A 16,528-nucleotide genomic window follows, 5' to 3' on the forward strand; every position below is an offset into this window, starting at 1 on the left:
GCGGATCGTGGGCAAAGTTAACAGTATCCGGGTGTGTGTAGAGACCTATGAGCGAACCAGGAGTGAGCTTCGAGCACGACGAAGAGACACGGATGATCGTCGACAATCTCGAACGGTTCATCGAACAGGAGGTGAAACCGATCCAGGAGGAGTTGGGAGAGACCTACGAGAATCCGCGTCTCCGTCACGAGACCGACGGCCGACTGGTTCCCGAGGTCGTCGAGGCGATCCAGGAGGTGCGACGGCGAAGCGCCGAAGCGGGTTATTACGCGATGAACCTCCCGGAAGATGTCGGGGGAGGCGGGGTCTCGAACGTGACGTGGTACGAGGCGAAGAAGGCCGTCGCCGCTTCCGGGGTCGAGATGGCGGAACACGTGCTCGCCGGTCCCGAGGGGCCGAAACCGCTGTTGTTGCTCGCAGAGGGAGAACAGATCGAGCGCTATCTCGAACCGGCGGTGCGCGCCGAGAAATCGACGGCGTTCGCACAGACCGAACCGGGGGTCGGTTCGGACTCGCCGAACATGTCGACGACGGCCGAGAAAGACGGCGACGAGTGGGTGATCGACGGGCGGAAACAGTGGATCACGAACGGTCCCTACGCCGACTTCGTGCAGGTGTTCGCGCGGACGACCCCCCAGGAGGAGGCCGGTCGGTACGGTGGAATCACCTGCTTCATCGTGGAGGCAGACGAGTACGAGGTGAGTTCGCTGAACAACGCCGTCGGTGCCGAGGGTATGCAGGCCGAACTCGTGTTCGACGGGGTGCGCGTCCCGGAGGAACGGGTACTCGGAGAGGTCGACGGCGCGTTCTACCAGGCCATGGACTTTCTCTCGCTGGGACGACTGGAACTCGGGGCCGAAGCGATCGGATACGCCGAGTACCTGCTCGAACGCGGGGTCGAGTACGCCACCGACCGTGAGGCCTTCGGGCGACCGATCGGAAAGTTCCAGCAGATTTCGTCGAAACTGGCCGAGGGTCGGGCGAAGACCTACGCGGCGGACGCCGCCGGTCTCCGGTGCGCCTGGAAGATGGATCAGGGAGAAAGCGTCGTCGAGGACGCGTCGATCCTGAAATACTACGGGACGAACGTCTTCTGGGACGTCGTCGACGATGTCGTCCAGATACACGGTGGAAACGGGCTCTCCGAGGACAACCCCTTCATGCGGCATCTCCACATGGCCCGGATACTCCGGATCGTCGAGGGAACCGACGAGATCCAACTGAACACAATCGCCTCGGAGTTCGCCGGGATCTGATCCCGAGTGAACGACGTAACCACGGTCAGGCGAGAGGGAGTTGCACGTACAGGAGTGAGACGGGTGTGAAAGCACCGCTCACGGATCATCGAAACCGCACCTTAGGTCTGTTACAGCCTCTCTAGCACCGAATTAGGACGGTGTAATCGGGTTTGCGATTTACAGTTTATACGCACGAATCCGGTTTTTTGAACGTCGTATCGTTTCGGCGGTGGTGGCTGCCCAATTGTGCTAGATACACCCACACATAGTTTGGAAACCAGGCAGCGGACCGCGTATTTACGGAAATCTCGCGCGCGGCCCGATTATTCCGCCGTGAGACGGAACGGATATGCGGACCCCGTATTGACATCAAGCTATTAAATTAACTGTTCAGTGGGAGAATTAATTATGCCCCCTCCCGAAGGCGAAGATGTAAACGTCCCCTTATAAACAAGGCCTTACACACGACAATAATCGTTATATATGTCGAAGTAGATTACACTGACAGACCATGTCGAAAGACACAACGGGTACCTACGAGGGAACTTCGCGACGTAAAGTGATTCAGACGATTGGTGCCGGAGCGGTTGGGACGGCACTCGCCGGATGTGGGGACCTGCTCGGCGTCGAAGAACCGGGAGAGGGGCAACTCACGATCGGTCACATCGCACCGCTCGGAAGCGTCCTGGGGGTCGGTTCCGAGCGAGCCGCCGAGATGGCCAAAGAGACCGTCAACAACAACGGTGGGGTCATGGACTCCGATGTTGAGGTCGTGACAAAAGACACCCTCGTCCAAGCGAGCGAGGCAGAGGGGGCCGTCGAGGAACTCATCAATCAGGACAACGCCAACGTGATCGTCGGTGCGTTCCAGTCCGAGGTCGGTCGAGCGATTGTCGACCTGACCTCCGAGTTCGGCGTGCCGTACATCTCCACCGGGCCGGCGGCGCCGGAGTTGACCGCCGGGTTCGTCGGCGAGGACTACGAACAGTACAAACACTACTTCCGTGTCGGGCCGATCAACTCCGCGCTGCAGGCGGAAGCGATGGCGGATTATCTGACCTATCTGTCCGACCGTCACGGCTGGAACTCGTGTGCGTTCTACCGCGACCAGGCGGCCTGGACGGAGGTCTTCGGCAGAGACCTCCCGGGCCTGCTCGACGAGCAGGGCATCACCGTCGAGAACAACAACGGCAACGGAGAGGCGATCACGATTCAGGACCCCGACCTCGGTCCGGTCGTCTCCTCGGCCGAGGAACTCGGCGTCGACTACGTGCTCCGGTTCTTCGCACACATCAGTTCGTCGCCGTCGCAGCTACTCGGCCCCTGGAAGCAGGGCCAACTCAACTTCGGTATCGAAGGGATTCACGTCCCCGGCATGCACCCCGAGTACGACATCGCGACCGAGGGGCTCAACATCTACGAGACGACCTCCCAGAGTGGTGCCGGGGGCGCGGCGCCGATCACCGAGCACACCCAGCCGTTCATCGAAGAGTACGTCTCCAACTACGCCGGAGACAGTTTCGACCCGGGGACGCCGGACGGGTCGCCGATGTACATGGGCTTCGGAACGTACGACGCGATCTTGCTCCTGCAGAACGTGCTCAACGAGATCGGCACCACCACGCCGGCGGACAGTCTCGACGACTACGTCGACGCGATGCTCAGCCAGGACGGCAGTGGCATCGAGACGATCTCCGGCGGCATCCAGTTCTACGGACCGGACGAGGAGTATCCGCACGACCTGATGGCCGAACGCGACTCCGACGGCTCGATCACCAACTTCCCGGTGACGCAGTTCCAGCCGTACGACGGCGGAAACGTCGCAACTGTCGAGTACGACGGTATCGACCGACCCGGCCAGGTCGAGTGTGTCTTCCCTGAAAGCTTCCGAACTGCAGAACACCAACAGCCAAACTGGATGGCGTAAAAGATGATAGGCGCAATCGCAACGGCCATTATCCAGGCCACGTTGGTAAGCGCAGTCTACGCACTGATCGCAATCGGATTCACGATGATCTTCGGAGTCGCCGGTGTGCTGAACCTCGCTCACGGGGCGTTGCTCATGGCCGGCGCGTACGTCTACGGTATCGTTGTGATGCGAAACATCGTCCCCTCGATGACGTACCATCCAGCAGTCGGTGTCATCGCGGGAATCGTCGTAGTCGCGATCCTCTCGCTGCTGCTGTACGAACTGCTCGTCAGGTGGGTCGAGGACAACGTCGTGATTACCTTCCTCTCGACGGTGATCCTCGCCGTCGCCTCGACGGAGTTTCTGGTCTGGATCTTCGGCGGCCAGAACATCCGAATCTCCCTGATCGAGGGGCAGTTCGCACTCGCAAACGCACGGGTCGCTTACTACGAAGCCATCGGCTTCGCAGTCTCCTGGATCGCCATCGCTCTGCTGTGGTTCTACGTGACCCAGACAGACGACGGGCGGTCCATCCTCGCCACCTCGATGAGTGAGCGAGGCGCACAGCTCACGGGAGTCAACATCAGGATGGTCAGGGCCAAGACCTGGATCATCGCCGGGGCGCTCGCCGGACTCGGCGGGATGTTCCTCGGCTTCGACAGCGGACTGAGCCCGCTGATGTGGCTCAATCCGCTCGCAGTCGCGTTCATCGCCGTCGTCGTCGGCGGCATCGGATCGATCAAAGGCTCCGTGGCGGGTGCGTACCTGATCGGATTCATCGAACAGATCACCGTCGAACTGATCGGAAACGGATTCCGAGGCATGCCGACGCTCATCCTGCTCGTCGGCTTCCTGCTGTTCATGCCGCAGGGACTGTTCGGGAGGGAGTTTGCTCATGAGTAGTCTCACACTGATCTTCACGGTCTTAGCCGCGGCGAGCAGCCGCGCGAGCGAGGTGTTCGGAACGATCAGACGAACCATCCTCACACCGATCGGGCGAGTGTTCGACTTCCTCCTCGCCCCGGTCGACCGCGCGTTCAGACCGCTAGCGAAGGTGTTCAACAGAACGCTGGGCAAGTTCCTCGGTACGGTGACCGGGTTGCAACTGGCGTTCGTACTCACCACGTTCCTGCTGCTTCTGACCGGCGGGATCTGGGGCGCGTCGATCATCGCCTTCGAGCCCGGCGAGGGGCTCATCGCACTCGACATCCGGCGGCCGCTGGCGTACGCCTGCATCTGGGCCGTCTTCGCGATGGGCTGGGACATCCAGAGCGGCTACACCGGCTACATTAGCTTCGGGCACTCCGTCCTCTCCGGCGGTGCGGCCTACACCACCGCGGTGTTGCTCAACGAGGTTAGTTCCACGCTGCCGCTGTACGTCACGGCACCGATTTCGGTGTTCGCGGCGGTCGTGATCGGGCTGCTCATCGCCCTACCGTCGCTTCGGCTGCAGGGGCCGTACTTCTCGCTGATCACCTTCGCGGCCGTGTTGCTGTTCTTCCAGGCGACGCGAGCGTTCGATATCCTGGGCGGTTCCGCGGGGCTTCGGATCACGCGTGTCATCCCGGCAGCGGATTCGTTCACCCGGTATTATCTGCTGTTGATACCGATGTTACTGATCGCGGTCGCACTGACAGTGCTATCGCGGTCGAACTACGGGTTGATCTTCACGGCGATCCGAGAGAACGAGGACGCCGTCTCGGCGGCGGGTATCAATCCGACGAAGTTCAAGATCTGGTCGTTCCTGATCAGTTCGATCGTGATGGGGATCGGCGGCGTGATGCTGACCGCGGCAGTCAGCAACGTCGACCCGACCCAGTTCGTCCAAGTCGACCGGAGTATCGAGATGATCGCGATGGCCGTCGTCGGCGGCATCGCAACCGTCCTCGGCGCGATGGGCGGAGCATTCGTGTTCTTCCTGCTCAAGGAGGTCGTGCTCAACCTCTTCATCGACGAGGCGGCGCTTCGCCTGTTCGTCCTCTTCTTGCTGGTCGTCCTCATTCTCGTGTTCGCGCGGGACGGCCTGTTCAGGAAGCTCTGGCACCGCCTCGGACAGATCGGAGGTGAGGAGCCGTGAGCCTGCTAGAAGTCGAGAACCTCACGAAGAAATTCGGCGGCCTCACCGCCGTCGACAACCTCTCTTTCGGCGTCGAGGAGGGAGAGATCCTCGGCGTGATCGGGCCGAACGGTGCCGGGAAGTCCACCGTGTTCAACTGCGTGATGAGCCGGTACGATGTCACGAGCGGAACGATCACGTTCAACGGAGACGATATCACGGATACGAGCACGCACAAGATCGTCAATAAGGGGCTCTCGCGGGTTTCCCAGGAGTCCGATCCGATCGACATCTTCCCCGTCGCCGGGAATATCAGGCTGTTCACCCTACCGAACAGCCTGCTCTCGCTGTACGGCGGCGCGGATATGGAGGAGATCGCGTCCTACGCGGCGCGGGTCGATCTCCAGGACAAACTCGAGGAGACTCCCGACGAGCTTCCGCACGCGGACGTGCGACGGCTCGAAATCGCGAAGGCGCTCGCGACGGAGCCGGAACTCATGCTGCTCGATGAGCCGTTCGCGGGGATGAACCAGCAGGAGATCCGCAAACTCTCCGAGCAGATCGAGTCGCTTCGTGAGGAGGGAATGACCATGATCGTCGTCGACCACAACATGAGTGGCCTGATGCAGTTGGTCGACCGCGTGGTCGTCATTCACAACGGTGCGAAACTCGCAGAGGGAACGCCCGACGAGATCGCGGAGAACGAAGACGTTCAGGACGCCTACCTCTCCGGGGAGGAGATCTGATATGCCAGTACTACAACTCGAAGATGTCGACGTGTCGTACGGGAAGACCCAGGCGTTGCGAAACGTCTCGCTCGAAGTCGAGGAGGGCGAAATCGTCGGCGTGATCGGCCCGAACGGGGCCGGCAAGACGACGATGCTCGACTCGATTGCAGGCTACAAGGAGTACAGCGGCTCCATCACCTACGACGGAACCGAGGTCTCCGAAACCAGCAGCGGCAAACTGGTCAACGACGGGCTCGTCTACTGCACGGAGGATCGGGACCTGTTCCCGTATTTCACCGTCCACGAGAACCTCCAGATGGGCGCGCAGTTCCGGAGCGACGACGGCGCGGTCCAGGAGAGCTTCGACTTCGTTTACGATCTGTTCCCGCGTCTCGACGAACGGCGGGACCAGGAAGCCCAGACGATGAGCGGCGGCGAGCAGCAGATGCTCGCGCTGGGCCGGGCGCTGATGAGTGATCCGGACGTGCTGATGCTCGACGAACCGACGCTGGGGCTGGCCCCGGTCATCATCGACGACATCAGCGAGGCGCTCGAACGACTCCAGGACGAAGGGCTGACGATTCTGCTCGTCGAGCAGAACTCGACGTTCGCCCTCCGACACGCCGAACGGCTGTACCTGCTCGAACAGGGCTCCATCGAACTCTCGGGAACCGCCGACGAGCTTCGAGACGACGACTACATCCGCGACGCGTACGTCGGCGTGACGTAACTCCGCTGACTTTTTTCGACTGCGCGGCGGTGTCGCTTCGCAACCGTTATATGTTGGCCCACACTCTGTCCAGAGGCAATGGCAGAAGGAACGGTTGATTTCTTCAACGACACAGGCGGTTACGGTTTCATCGAGACTGAGGATGCGGACGAAGACGTGTTCTTCCACATGGAAGACGTCGGCGGCCCGGATCTCGAAGAAGGTCAGGATGTAGAGTTCGAAATTGAGGACGCACCGAAAGGGCCGCGGGCGACGAATCTTACCCGATTGTAAGCTCGTTTACTGACGTCCTATATTTTCAGTTTATTTGACCGCGCCCGAGCGACAGCGCTGTCGGGGGTACACTCAAGTCGATTCTCCCCGAACCACGGGTATGTCGATCGATCCGGTTGCCGGCTGTCCCGATATCTACGCCCTCGACACCGAGATGCTCGGTATGCGGCGGGTGAACTCGCCGTATATCCTCGACGGGCCCGAGCCAGCGATCATCGATACCGGGACGGCCGAGGCCGACAGGGATATTCTGGCAGGGCTGTCCGAACTCGGTATCGACGCCGTGGACGTTGCGTACATCGTCCCGACACACGCACACCTAGACCACGCCGGGAGCGCTGGCTCGCTCGCGAGCGCGTGTCCGAACGCGACGGTGCTCTGCCACGAGCGCGGAGTCGAATACCTGACCGACGAGGACAGACTCGAAAGACTGACCGAAAGCGTCGAGCGCGCAATCGGGATGGAATCGCCGTACGGCGAGCCGGAAGTGATCGACCCCGACCGCTGTGAGTCTCTGGGTGGCGGCGAGGTGGTTGAGTGCGGCGAGCGCGCGCTCGATGTAATCGACGCGCCCGGGCACGCCCCACACCAGTTTTGCCTGTACGACCGCGACACGGGGGCGTTGTTCGGCGCCGACGCCGCCGGGATGAATTTCCCAGACGTGGGCCACCGCCCGACCACCCCGCCGCCGAATTTCGATCTGGAAGCGGCCCTGGGGACGATAGACCGACTGCTGGAGCACGAGCCAGAGACCCTGCTGTACGCTCACTACGGGCCCGGCGAGCGGGGGGCGGCCGTCGAGGAACTCCGACGGTACCGGGAGATGCTCCCGGATTACGTCGAGCGCATCGACAGCCTGCGGGCGGAGCACGGCGACGACGTAGGTGCAATCGCCGCGGCGATGGAAGACGAGTGGGGTCACTGGTCGCTGCCGACGGACGTTGCGGGCGTGTTGCGACACCTGAGCGAGTGAAGAGGTAGCGAGCGAAAGCGAGTCGTTGATATGCGGAGCGGGAAACACATAGACATGTTCGAGACAGCGCTGCACCTCGGAACCGAACATCCGTCGCTTCTGGTGCTCGGCGCGAGCGGCGTGCTCGCGTTCGGGGCCGGGGCGGGACTGGGACTGTACGGACGTATCAAAGCGAGAGACCGACCGGAATCTGTCTCGGAACCGACCGAACAGTGACACCGGCCGAACCGAACGCTGATGTAAGCTCACGGGGGAAGTACTAACACATGACAAAGCGAGCGGTGTCGCTACCCGACGAGGCAGCAGACGGGATGCGGGAGTTCATCGACGAAGTCGACGAGCGACTCGCGAGCGACGAGGACACCTGTGCGGTCGTCGAGGACGTCCTCGTCGACCTGCACGGCGACCGGGCGGCCTACGAACGCTGGCAGGCCGGCGAGGATGTCTCCCCGGCCGAACAGGTCCGCCTCCAGGGGTACGATCCCTGCAACACGACCCTGGAGAGCGAGTACTACGCCGAAGTCGACGCACAGAGCGAGCAGTTCAAGCAGTCGAAACACATCCAGTGGCTCTGGCGGCAGTTCGACGCCACGCCGATGGCCGACAACGTCGAGTTCGCTCTGCAGTTCCGGCGGATGCTCGCGGATCACCTCTTCGCGGAGTGCGGCGATAACTGTCGGTTCTTCAAAGGGATCTCGATGACCTACGGCCACAACATCTCCGTCGGCGACAACGTCGTCATCCACGACGACGTACACCTAGACGACCGCGGTAAACTCACCATCGGGGACCGGGTGTCGATCTCGGACGGGGCGCACATCTACAGTCACGAACACGACGTCGTCGACCAGACCGAAGTGACGAACTACCACACCGTTCTCGAAGACGACGTTCGGATCACCTACGACTCGATGGTCCAGGCGGGGGTCAAAGTCGGGCGCAACGCAATCCTGGCCGCCAAATCCGTCGCCGGTGCGGATATTCCGGCACACCACATCGCCGCCGGGACGCCGGCCGAGTCGGTCGCTGTCAAATCCGGCTGGGAGTCCGTCGCGGAACCGGCCGGCACCGACCTCGCCGACAACCGCGACCAGCGACAGATCTCCTACGAGATTCCGGACGACGTGGAGACGTTCGACGAGTTCGGCCGCGACCTCTCACCGCCGGACAGCTAACACCCCTCGACGACCGTTACAACAGTAATTTACGTTAAGTTCCCGTTTGACTCTGTCTCGGGCTTTTTTATACGGACAGCGTAGCCCGAACTGCAATGAGACGCAAAGCAGTCACGCTGTTGGCGGCCGTCGCAGTCGCGTTCGTCGCCGTCGGCGGCGTCGCCGCGGCCGACCACAGCGCGCCCGCAGAATTGGCCCCCGAAGACGAGAACAGCACCGGCGGAGATGTCGAGGTCGGCGTCTGCGTCGTCGGTGTCGATTCACCGTGCAACGGCGAGCGTGCCGAGGAGTTCGGCGACGATTCCTCGGAAACGAACGACTCAGAACGGAAGATGTGGATTCCGGAGGACCAGAACCGCGACGGAGAGATCGATGATCGCTTCGTCGGTGACGGGGACTCCGAGGAGAGCGGGGACAACGCGAACGAGTCCACCCGGATCGTCCATCCGACCCCCGGAACGGACGACCCGGTTCGCGAGGACGGCGGAGCGGAGATGTGGATCCCCGAAGACCAGAACAGAGACGGTGAAATCGACGACCGATTCCTCCCGAACAGCCCGGACCCGCTCGGAGGGGTGCTCCTCTACGTGCTCGCGGTGCTCTGAGCGGGGAGTAGACCGGGTTTCGCCGGTGCGTTCACCCGCGGGTGGAAACGCGGCTGCCCTCCCGTGGATGGTCAGCGCGAACGTGTGGTTGCCGTGTCGAACCGCGCGAGAGTCTGCCGGACGGCGGAGAGACCGCCGCTGAGTTCCTGTCGGCCGAACGCTGAAGTAGTCGGATTCCTTAGGTTCAGGTGTATGGAGACGTGGGCATGGCTCATCGCGTACCTGCTCGGGTTCGCCCTGCTGCAGTTGTATCTCTACCGATATTTCATCGGTGGGGAGTCGACAGCGAACTCCTCCGCGGAGAACGCGACGCCGGGGTTCGACGGGTCCGCCGGACCGGTCAGCCCGGACGACATCGACTCCGATCCCGACGGAGAGTACGTCAACTGCGCGCAGTGTGGCGGCCACAACGAGGCCGACGCGGTGTTCACCTACTGCAGACACTGCGGGGCGCGGCTCTGAGCGATGCGGGCGGTCGCGATCAACATCGGAGCCAACACGAACGAACCGGGCTTTCGCGGCCCGGTGTGTCCGGACGGTCGGTTCGAGTACATCCCCATCCCGGAGTCCGAACCGACCAAGGAGCGGGTGCCGACCTACGGCGATCTGGCACCCCATCTGGAGACGACGATTCCCGAGAGGCTGACGGAGACACCGGTCCACCTCGACCCGGAGTTCTCCGAGTATCCCCACTGTAGCCGATACACCTACGGCGACGAACACGGAGTGAAAGCCGGTCCGCTCTCGGAGCTTTCGGCCGGGGACCTGTTGCTGTTCTACGCGACACTCACAGTCGAGGACGGCGCCGACTGGCTTCCGCCGGAGTGGGGCGCGTTCGTGATCGGGGAGTTCGTCCTCGCCTCGGATCCGCTCACGCCGGATTCCGAGTGGGACCTGCCCGCAGACGAACGGCAGTACTTCGAGAACAATGCACACACGAAACGGGATCCGCCCGACGCTCGCGTACTCCTCCGTGGTGATCCCGACCGGTCTCGGCTGTACGACCGGGCGGTCCCACTCAGCACGCCGACGGGCGGGACCGACGCGAACGACATCGTCACGCATCTCTCGGCGGACTCCGGCCGGGGGCCGTGGTGGCGGCGGCCGCTACGGTTCGACGACGCGGCGACCACACGACTGCGCGACCGAATCGACGACACAGCCCCCAGAGATATCAACGAGTGATAACGAGAGCAAACATCTATACGGGGAGGTGAGTTTGTTAAGGTATGCGCGTTTCGAGTGGTGTCCCCGGGTTCGACGAACTCGTCGAAGGGGGCCTGTTGAGTAATCGGCTGTACGTCGTCAGTGGGCCGCCGGGCAGTGGGAAGACGACGTTCTGTTCGCAGTTCATCACACAGGGGGCAAAGCAGGGGGAAAACTGCGTCTACGTCACGATGCACGAGACCAAGGAGGAACTGATGCAGGATATGTCGGGATTCGAGTTCGGCTTCGACCGGGCGATCAAGTCCGACAGCATCCAGTTTCTCAACCTCGTCACCGAGTCCGGAAAGCGGACCATCACGCAGTTCGGTACCGACGGAGGGCTGACGAACCGACTGCTCGCCTTCCTCGAATCCAACGACGTGGATCGGGCCGTGATCGACTCGACGATGCTGTTACAGCATTTCTTCGAGGACATGTCCGACGAGATCACGGGGTTTCTCTCCGCTCTCAAGCAGACTGACGCGACGATTCTGCTGATTTCGGAGATGACCGATCCGACGTCCTACTCCGACGAGCACTATCTCGCACACGGCGTTATTTTCTTCCACAACTTCCTCGATTCGGCCGGGATGACCCGCGGCATTCAGGTCATCAAGATGCGGGGGACGGCTATCGACAGCGACATCCGGGAGCTTTCGTTCTCGGACCAGGGGCTGCGGGTACACACCGGCAAGAAGATACAGCCGTAACCCACGGGGCAAACGGGGATCCATCATGAACAAATACGAAACACAGTACGGGACTGACTGGGAATCGCTCGATCCGGAAGAGGCCGTCGAACGGGGGTACGCGCTCGGTGTCGCCGCCTCGCTCGGCGAGTATCACCCGGACGAACTGGACGCGATCCGGGGAGAGATGAACTCCGCGTACAACACGAGTATGGTGGAGTTAGCGTTCCAGGAAGGGAAAAACGAGGGAAAAGAGCTCGACGAGGACGAGAGCGAGCAGGTCTGGAACGAACTCGTCGTCGGTGAACTTCCACTGGATCAGGACGACGTTCCGACTGGCGGACGAAACGGGTTGCCGACGGCGATAGATATCACCGACGCCCTCGACCGGCCGGAGCGAGACAGCACCGATGCCGTCGACCTGCCGGAGTTTCTACAATAGCCTCACAGCGAGAGCGGTTCGGAGTCTCGCTCACCCGGTGCGAGCGGATCGCGGTCGCTGTACCCCTTTCGGCCGATTGCCTCCTCACCGAGCACGCCGTAGGCGGCCTGAAGCGCCTCCTCGGAGTCTTCGTACTCCTCCTCGGGGAGTCGGGAGAGCACGTCACCGAGCGTGTTGTCGCCGTTCGGTAGTTCGAGTTCCAGTTCGCCGTACTCGTCGATTAGCTCCTCCGTCGTCGTCGGGAAGGTGTGGGTCGCGAACGAGTCTTCTGCGTCACTAACCAATCTCATACCTGTACCCATCCGGTCGGGACGGATAAATATTCACTATTTATAATGTATATTTCTTCTAGGACGAGGTATGCGTATAACCAACATGGACGATCATGAGGGATCCGGGGCCAAACGGTCAAAGGTGTCGCGACCAAGCACTCGGTATGGTCGTCGCGGATCTACACGTACACACGACGAACTCGGATGGGCAGTTGACACTCGAAACGATTCCGGATGCCGCGGCCGAGGCGGGGGTCGAGGTCGTCGCCGTGACCGACCACGATAGGCTCCATCCGGAGCTTTCGGAGCCAATCTCCGAGCGAGACGGGACGACAGTCATCCACGGCATCGAACTCCGAGTCGAGGCGGGCCAGCAGCGACTCGACCTGCTCGGCTACGCCGCGCGACGCACCGAGCGACTCGAAGCGCTGACCGAACGGCTCCAGGAGAACCGTATCGAGCGGGCCAGAGAGATCATCGAGAACGTCGAAGAGGAGACCGGCGCGTCGCTGTCGGTGGAGCTAACGCCGGGAGTCGGCCGGCCACACATCGCACGAGCGATTGCCGACAGCGACGCGCCGTACGATTACAGAGAGGCCTTCGCGGATCTGATCGGTGACGACCAGCCCTGCTACGTGCCGCGAGAGATTCCGGCCTTCGAGGAGGGCGTCTCGGTTCTGCGGGAGGCCTGTTCGGTCGTGGGGCTGGCCCACCCGTTTCGGTACGACGATCCGACAGCGGCGCTCGAACGGGCACGGGAACTCGATGCGGTCGAGGTGCCGTATCCGTACGGCAAGGCGGTCGACCGACAGCCCGCAGTGGCGGTAGCCGACGAGGAGGGGTTGCTCGTGACCGGCGGCAGCGACGCCCACGAACTGGAGGTCGGAATCGACGGTCTGGACGCCGAGCAGTACCGGGCCGTCGAATCGGCGCTGTGAAGTGGGACTGGCCGGCTTCGGAGCCTTCAACTACCCGGGCCGTCTACGAGCAAATATGGAATGTCACTACTGTGAGGACGGGGCGGACGTCGTCGTCGAGAAAGACGGCATCCGCGTCGGCGTCTGCGAGGAACACTTCCGCGAGCAGATGGACGAGCTCGCGGAGTCCGAGTGGATCGAGGAGATCCAGGACCAACTCGACGTCGACCGGGCGGAGTAACGCAGTACGACGGTGAGTTCTCAGCGGGGCTGTTGGTTGGTACCGTGTAGCTACCGCTGTCGACAGGCGAAGTGTCGCCCGGGACGGGCCGTGGGCGTCGGCTACTCCTGTTCGCGCTGTTGTGCCCTGGCCATCTCCAGCGACCAGAAAAAGCCGAAATACGCCGGAATGCCACAGAGCATGAACAGGTAGTACGCCCACGTCGGCGCTGAGACGAAGATGAACTCGAACAGCATGGAGACGAACGTGACCCAGGTGAGCGCGAACAGCGCATCGTACAGCATCCCCTGGGAGTTCTCGCTGAGATGTTCCTGCAGGCGGTCACCGAGGCTCATGCGTTCGCTCCTCTGATCAGTAGTGTGGGCATTGTAGTGGTTCGTCGGGATACCGGGGGTCGGTGGGTTTGTTACTCCTCGGTGCCTCGATAGTCGACCACCAGAACCGGGACGTGTGTCGAGCGAAGCGTCCGCTCGGTGACGCTCCCGAGCAGCGCGCGCTTGACGCCCGCGCGGCCGTGGCTCCCCATCACGATGAGGTCGATGTCGTGGTCGTCGGCGTACTTGCCGATCATCGTGTGGGGTCGGCCGCCTTCGTGGTGTTCGACGACTTCGATGCCGTGTTCAGCCGCGCGGTCTGTCACGTATCCCGTCGCGGCCTCGGCCTCCTGGCGCAACTCGGTCATCTCGTTGAAGTTGCCCTGTCGGATCCGGTCGACCTGCTCCGTGCCGAGGGTGTACGCGATGGAGTCGGTATCGGCGACGTACAGCGCGTGAATCTCTGCGCCGTACTTTTCGGCCAGATCGATGGCCTGATCGACCGCCGCCTCGGCCACGTCGCTCCCGTCGGTCGGAACGAGTATTCGGTCGTACATGATCAGTCACCCCCCGGATCGCTCGAATCGTCCGAGTCGACGGCCGTTCCGCCGTCAGTAACCGGCTGGTCGTCGTCGACGGGTTCGCCGCCGTCGGTCGCCGCGTCGCCGGCGTTGAGTTTCCGTTCGACGACTTCCGCGGCAGTGACGTTTTGGGCCATCTGCTCGGGACTGTGACACTGCCGGACCATCATCTTGGTCTTCTCGTCCGGTTCGGCAGTCGCGAGCGAGACACCGATCGTGATCAGGAACACGAGCGGCGTACCGGGCAGCGCCGCGCCGATTGCCGGCACGATGTCGCTGTACAGCGGACTGAACGGCTCGGAGAGAACGACATCGTTGACGACCGCGAGGATCCAGATCGTCAGACCGGTGAGCATCCCCGCCAGGGCGCCCTGGCGGTTCGTGTTCTCCCACCAGAGACCGAGGAAGAACATCGGGAACAACACAATCGCGGCCAGCGAGAACGCCAGCGCGACGAGTTCACCGATCAACGCCGGCGGGTTCAGCGCGGTCAGCGTCACCAGCGCGCCGATCCCGACGATGGTCGCACGACCGAGTAGCACCTGCTGGCGCTGGGTGGCGTCGGGGTTGATTAGCTCCGTGTAGATGTCGTGTGCGACCGCGGAGGAGGCCGTGATGAACAGTCCCGCCGTGGTCGCAATCGCGGCGGCCATCGCACCGGCCGCGACGAAACCGACAAGCCACTGCGGCAGGTCGGCGAACTGCGCGGCCAGCACGACGATCACGTCACCTTCGGCACCGGTCATCCCGCCGTTGGCGACGTCTGCGAACGCGCTGGCTCCCTGCTCGGCGGCGAACAGATCGACACCGAGGGCGGCCATCGCGGGGGCCGACCAGTACAGGAGCATGATGAAAAACAGCCCCGAGACGGTCGACCACCGGGCGGTCCGCTCGTTTTGGACCGTGTAGAACCGGACGAGCACGTGCGGCAGCCCGCAAGTACCGAAGATCAGCGAGAACGCGGTCGCAACCCAGAGGTAATAGCCCGCACCGAGGAACGGCTCCGAGAACTCCGTCGAGAGATCGTCGATCATCGCGCCGTACTCGATCTGGGGCAGGATCATCCCCTCGTGTACCCAGCCGACGGCGAAGACGCCGACGAGGAAGGCGACGATGAGGATGACGTACTGGACGGCCATGCCTTTGGTCGCGCCCAGCATGCCCGACAGCGCGAGGTAGCCGACGGTGATGGCCATCATGACGATCACCATCGGAACGAAATCGAGTCCGAAGACGTACTGGCCGACCAGCCCCATTCCGCTTGCCTGGCCGACCGAGTAGACGTACGCGATCAGAAGCGTCGTGAACGCGGCAATCGCGCGTGCCGTCGAGGAGTTGTACCGATCCCCGACGAAGTCCGGCGCGGTGTACTTCCCGAACCGGCGCATCTGCGCGGCCAGGAAGATGAGCAGGACGAAATAGCCCGTCGTCCAGCCGATGACGAACGCCAGGCCGTAGAAGCCCGACAGGGCGATCAGCCCGGCGAGACCGAGATACGACGCCGCCGACATCCAGTTGGCGGCAATCGCCATCCCGTTTTCGATGTAGCCGATGCCACGGCCGGCGACCCACATCCCTTCGGTGTCTGCGACCCGGAAGAAGTATCCGATTCCCAGGAACGACGCCATCATCAGGAAGACGATGGCCGCACCGACCGGCTTGAACGAGATGTTCAGCGCGTCTGCCTGCAACAGCACGTCCATCATTCAGCGACACCTCCGTCGGTCGCGGCCGCCTCTTCGGCCCCGCTGGGCGTCTCAGCGGTGGACTGACTGCCGATACCGTACTTCTCGTCGAGTTTGTCCCGCCGGTTCGCGTAGATCGCTGCAAGTACGAGCGAACCCGTCGGCGCCAGGAAGGCGACCGTGAAGTAATGCGCCGGGAAGCCGATGATCGACGCCGAGGTCATCGCGTCCGTGGCGAGCCAGGTGGCCGTCACCGGCCCCCAGGTCACGATGACCCAGGCGATGAAACTGCCCCAGATGAGCTTCAGGTGATCGCGCATGAAGCCCGTACTGGGCCTGAGCAGGTTGATCTCGACGTCCAGATAATCGACGTCCTCGTTGCTCCCGCCGTCGGTTACGACATCCGGATCCCCTCCGGTCGGTTCTGCGTCTGTTCCCCCCGTCGTATCGTGTGACTGTGAATCGCTCATGAGTGTATCCCCCCTACGGGTCAG

Annotated in this window: 22 protein-coding genes; 17 read left to right on the forward strand and 5 right to left on the reverse strand. The window is 62.6% G+C overall.

The window, feature by feature from the left end; genetic code table 11:
* Nucleotides 1-47 precede the first annotated feature (47 nt).
* The 15 genes from GRX03_RS05475 to GRX03_RS05540 all read left to right on the forward strand — a co-directional run bounded on the left by GRX03_RS05475 (nucleotide 48) and on the right by GRX03_RS05540 (nucleotide 12,024).
* On the forward strand, nucleotides 48-1,256 hold the full coding sequence (locus tag GRX03_RS05475; RefSeq protein WP_159763212.1) for an acyl-CoA dehydrogenase family protein: 1,209 nt from the start codon (nucleotides 48-50) through the stop codon (nucleotides 1,254-1,256).
* A 493-nt stretch (nucleotides 1,257-1,749) separates the two neighbouring features.
* Nucleotides 1,750-3,165, forward strand: coding sequence for an ABC transporter substrate-binding protein (locus GRX03_RS05480; RefSeq protein ID WP_159763213.1), 1,416 nt, complete (start codon nucleotides 1,750-1,752; stop codon nucleotides 3,163-3,165).
* A gap of 3 nt (nucleotides 3,166-3,168) precedes the next feature.
* The gene (locus tag GRX03_RS05485; protein WP_159763214.1) at nucleotides 3,169-4,050 is read left to right on the forward strand and encodes a branched-chain amino acid ABC transporter permease; all 882 of its coding nucleotides are present in this window, start codon (nucleotides 3,169-3,171) and stop codon (nucleotides 4,048-4,050) included.
* Entirely contained in the window at nucleotides 4,043-5,224 is a 1,182-nt protein-coding gene (locus tag GRX03_RS05490; RefSeq protein WP_159763215.1) for a branched-chain amino acid ABC transporter permease, read from the forward strand. Before GRX03_RS05485 ends, GRX03_RS05490 begins: the two co-directional genes overlap by 8 nt.
* Nucleotides 5,221-5,949, forward strand: coding sequence for an ABC transporter ATP-binding protein (locus GRX03_RS05495; RefSeq protein WP_368278071.1), 729 nt, complete (start codon nucleotides 5,221-5,223; stop codon nucleotides 5,947-5,949). The genes GRX03_RS05490 and GRX03_RS05495 overlap by 4 nt, the downstream gene beginning before the upstream one ends.
* A 1-nt stretch (nucleotide 5,950) precedes the next feature.
* Nucleotides 5,951-6,661 carry an ABC transporter ATP-binding protein gene (locus GRX03_RS05500; protein ID WP_159763216.1) on the forward strand — a complete coding sequence of 237 codons (711 nt, stop codon included), beginning with the start codon at nucleotides 5,951-5,953 and terminating at the stop codon, nucleotides 6,659-6,661.
* Nucleotides 6,662-6,739: 78 nt separating this feature from the next.
* Nucleotides 6,740-6,934, forward strand: coding sequence for a cold-shock protein (locus tag GRX03_RS05505; protein ID WP_021043552.1), 195 nt, complete (start codon nucleotides 6,740-6,742; stop codon nucleotides 6,932-6,934).
* A gap of 100 nt (nucleotides 6,935-7,034) precedes the next feature.
* Nucleotides 7,035-7,907, forward strand: a complete 873-nt coding sequence (locus GRX03_RS05510; RefSeq protein WP_159763217.1) for an MBL fold metallo-hydrolase — start codon at nucleotides 7,035-7,037, stop codon at nucleotides 7,905-7,907.
* A 54-nt stretch (nucleotides 7,908-7,961) separates the two neighbouring features.
* Entirely contained in the window at nucleotides 7,962-8,123 is a 162-nt protein-coding gene (locus GRX03_RS16515) for a hypothetical protein (protein ID WP_201289189.1), read from the forward strand.
* A gap of 50 nt (nucleotides 8,124-8,173) precedes the next feature.
* Nucleotides 8,174-9,082, forward strand: coding sequence for an acyltransferase (locus GRX03_RS05515; protein ID WP_159763218.1), 909 nt, complete (start codon nucleotides 8,174-8,176; stop codon nucleotides 9,080-9,082).
* 95 nt (nucleotides 9,083-9,177) lie between these two features.
* Nucleotides 9,178-9,687: a hypothetical protein gene (locus GRX03_RS05520; protein WP_159763219.1), complete on the forward strand. Its 510-nt coding sequence runs from the start codon at nucleotides 9,178-9,180 to the stop codon at nucleotides 9,685-9,687.
* 192 nt (nucleotides 9,688-9,879) lie between these two features.
* Nucleotides 9,880-10,149 (forward strand): DUF7577 domain-containing protein, encoded by a 270-nt coding sequence (locus tag GRX03_RS05525; RefSeq protein WP_159763220.1) that lies wholly within the window; start codon nucleotides 9,880-9,882, stop codon nucleotides 10,147-10,149.
* A gap of 3 nt (nucleotides 10,150-10,152) precedes the next feature.
* The gene (locus GRX03_RS05530; RefSeq protein WP_159763221.1) at nucleotides 10,153-10,872 is read left to right on the forward strand and encodes an Nmad3 family putative nucleotide modification protein; all 720 of its coding nucleotides are present in this window, start codon (nucleotides 10,153-10,155) and stop codon (nucleotides 10,870-10,872) included.
* Nucleotides 10,873-10,916: 44 nt separating this feature from the next.
* Nucleotides 10,917-11,603 (forward strand): RAD55 family ATPase, encoded by a 687-nt coding sequence (locus tag GRX03_RS05535; protein ID WP_159763222.1) that lies wholly within the window; start codon nucleotides 10,917-10,919, stop codon nucleotides 11,601-11,603.
* Nucleotides 11,604-11,628: 25 nt separating this feature from the next.
* A complete protein-coding gene (locus GRX03_RS05540) occupies nucleotides 11,629-12,024 on the forward strand; it encodes a hypothetical protein (protein WP_159763223.1) in 396 nt (131 codons plus the stop codon).
* A 2-nt stretch (nucleotides 12,025-12,026) separates the two neighbouring features.
* Here GRX03_RS05540 and GRX03_RS05545 read toward each other — a convergent pair whose 3' ends face one another.
* Nucleotides 12,027-12,314 carry a DUF5789 family protein gene (locus GRX03_RS05545; protein WP_159763224.1) on the reverse strand — a complete coding sequence of 96 codons (288 nt, stop codon included), beginning with the start codon at nucleotides 12,312-12,314 and terminating at the stop codon, nucleotides 12,027-12,029.
* 146 nt (nucleotides 12,315-12,460) lie between these two features.
* On the opposite strand from GRX03_RS05545, the gene GRX03_RS05550 reads away from it, so the two are divergent.
* Both GRX03_RS05550 and GRX03_RS16520 read left to right on the forward strand, forming a co-directional pair.
* Nucleotides 12,461-13,234 (forward strand): PHP domain-containing protein, encoded by a 774-nt coding sequence (locus GRX03_RS05550; RefSeq protein ID WP_159763225.1) that lies wholly within the window; start codon nucleotides 12,461-12,463, stop codon nucleotides 13,232-13,234.
* 55 nt (nucleotides 13,235-13,289) lie between these two features.
* Nucleotides 13,290-13,454: a DUF6757 family protein gene (locus GRX03_RS16520; protein WP_201289190.1), complete on the forward strand. Its 165-nt coding sequence runs from the start codon at nucleotides 13,290-13,292 to the stop codon at nucleotides 13,452-13,454.
* A 101-nt stretch (nucleotides 13,455-13,555) separates the two neighbouring features.
* Here the strand turns inward: GRX03_RS16520 and GRX03_RS05555 are convergent, their stop codons facing one another.
* From GRX03_RS05555 to GRX03_RS05570, 4 genes are all read right to left on the reverse strand, one after another.
* Entirely contained in the window at nucleotides 13,556-13,789 is a 234-nt protein-coding gene (locus GRX03_RS05555; RefSeq protein ID WP_159763226.1) for a hypothetical protein, read from the reverse strand.
* A 71-nt stretch (nucleotides 13,790-13,860) separates the two neighbouring features.
* On the reverse strand, nucleotides 13,861-14,325 hold the full coding sequence (locus GRX03_RS05560; protein ID WP_159763227.1) for a universal stress protein: 465 nt from the start codon (nucleotides 14,323-14,325) through the stop codon (nucleotides 13,861-13,863).
* A gap of 2 nt (nucleotides 14,326-14,327) precedes the next feature.
* Nucleotides 14,328-16,052: a sodium:solute symporter family transporter gene (locus GRX03_RS05565; protein WP_159763670.1), complete on the reverse strand. Its 1,725-nt coding sequence runs from the start codon at nucleotides 16,050-16,052 to the stop codon at nucleotides 14,328-14,330.
* On the reverse strand, nucleotides 16,052-16,504 hold the full coding sequence (locus GRX03_RS05570; protein ID WP_159763228.1) for a DUF4212 domain-containing protein: 453 nt from the start codon (nucleotides 16,502-16,504) through the stop codon (nucleotides 16,052-16,054). Before GRX03_RS05570 ends, GRX03_RS05565 begins: the two co-directional genes overlap by 1 nt.
* Nucleotides 16,505-16,528 lie beyond the last annotated feature (24 nt).

Source organism: Halovenus carboxidivorans (assembly GCF_009831575.1).
Classification (GTDB): Archaea; Halobacteriota; Halobacteria; order Halobacteriales; family Haloarculaceae; genus Halovenus; species Halovenus carboxidivorans.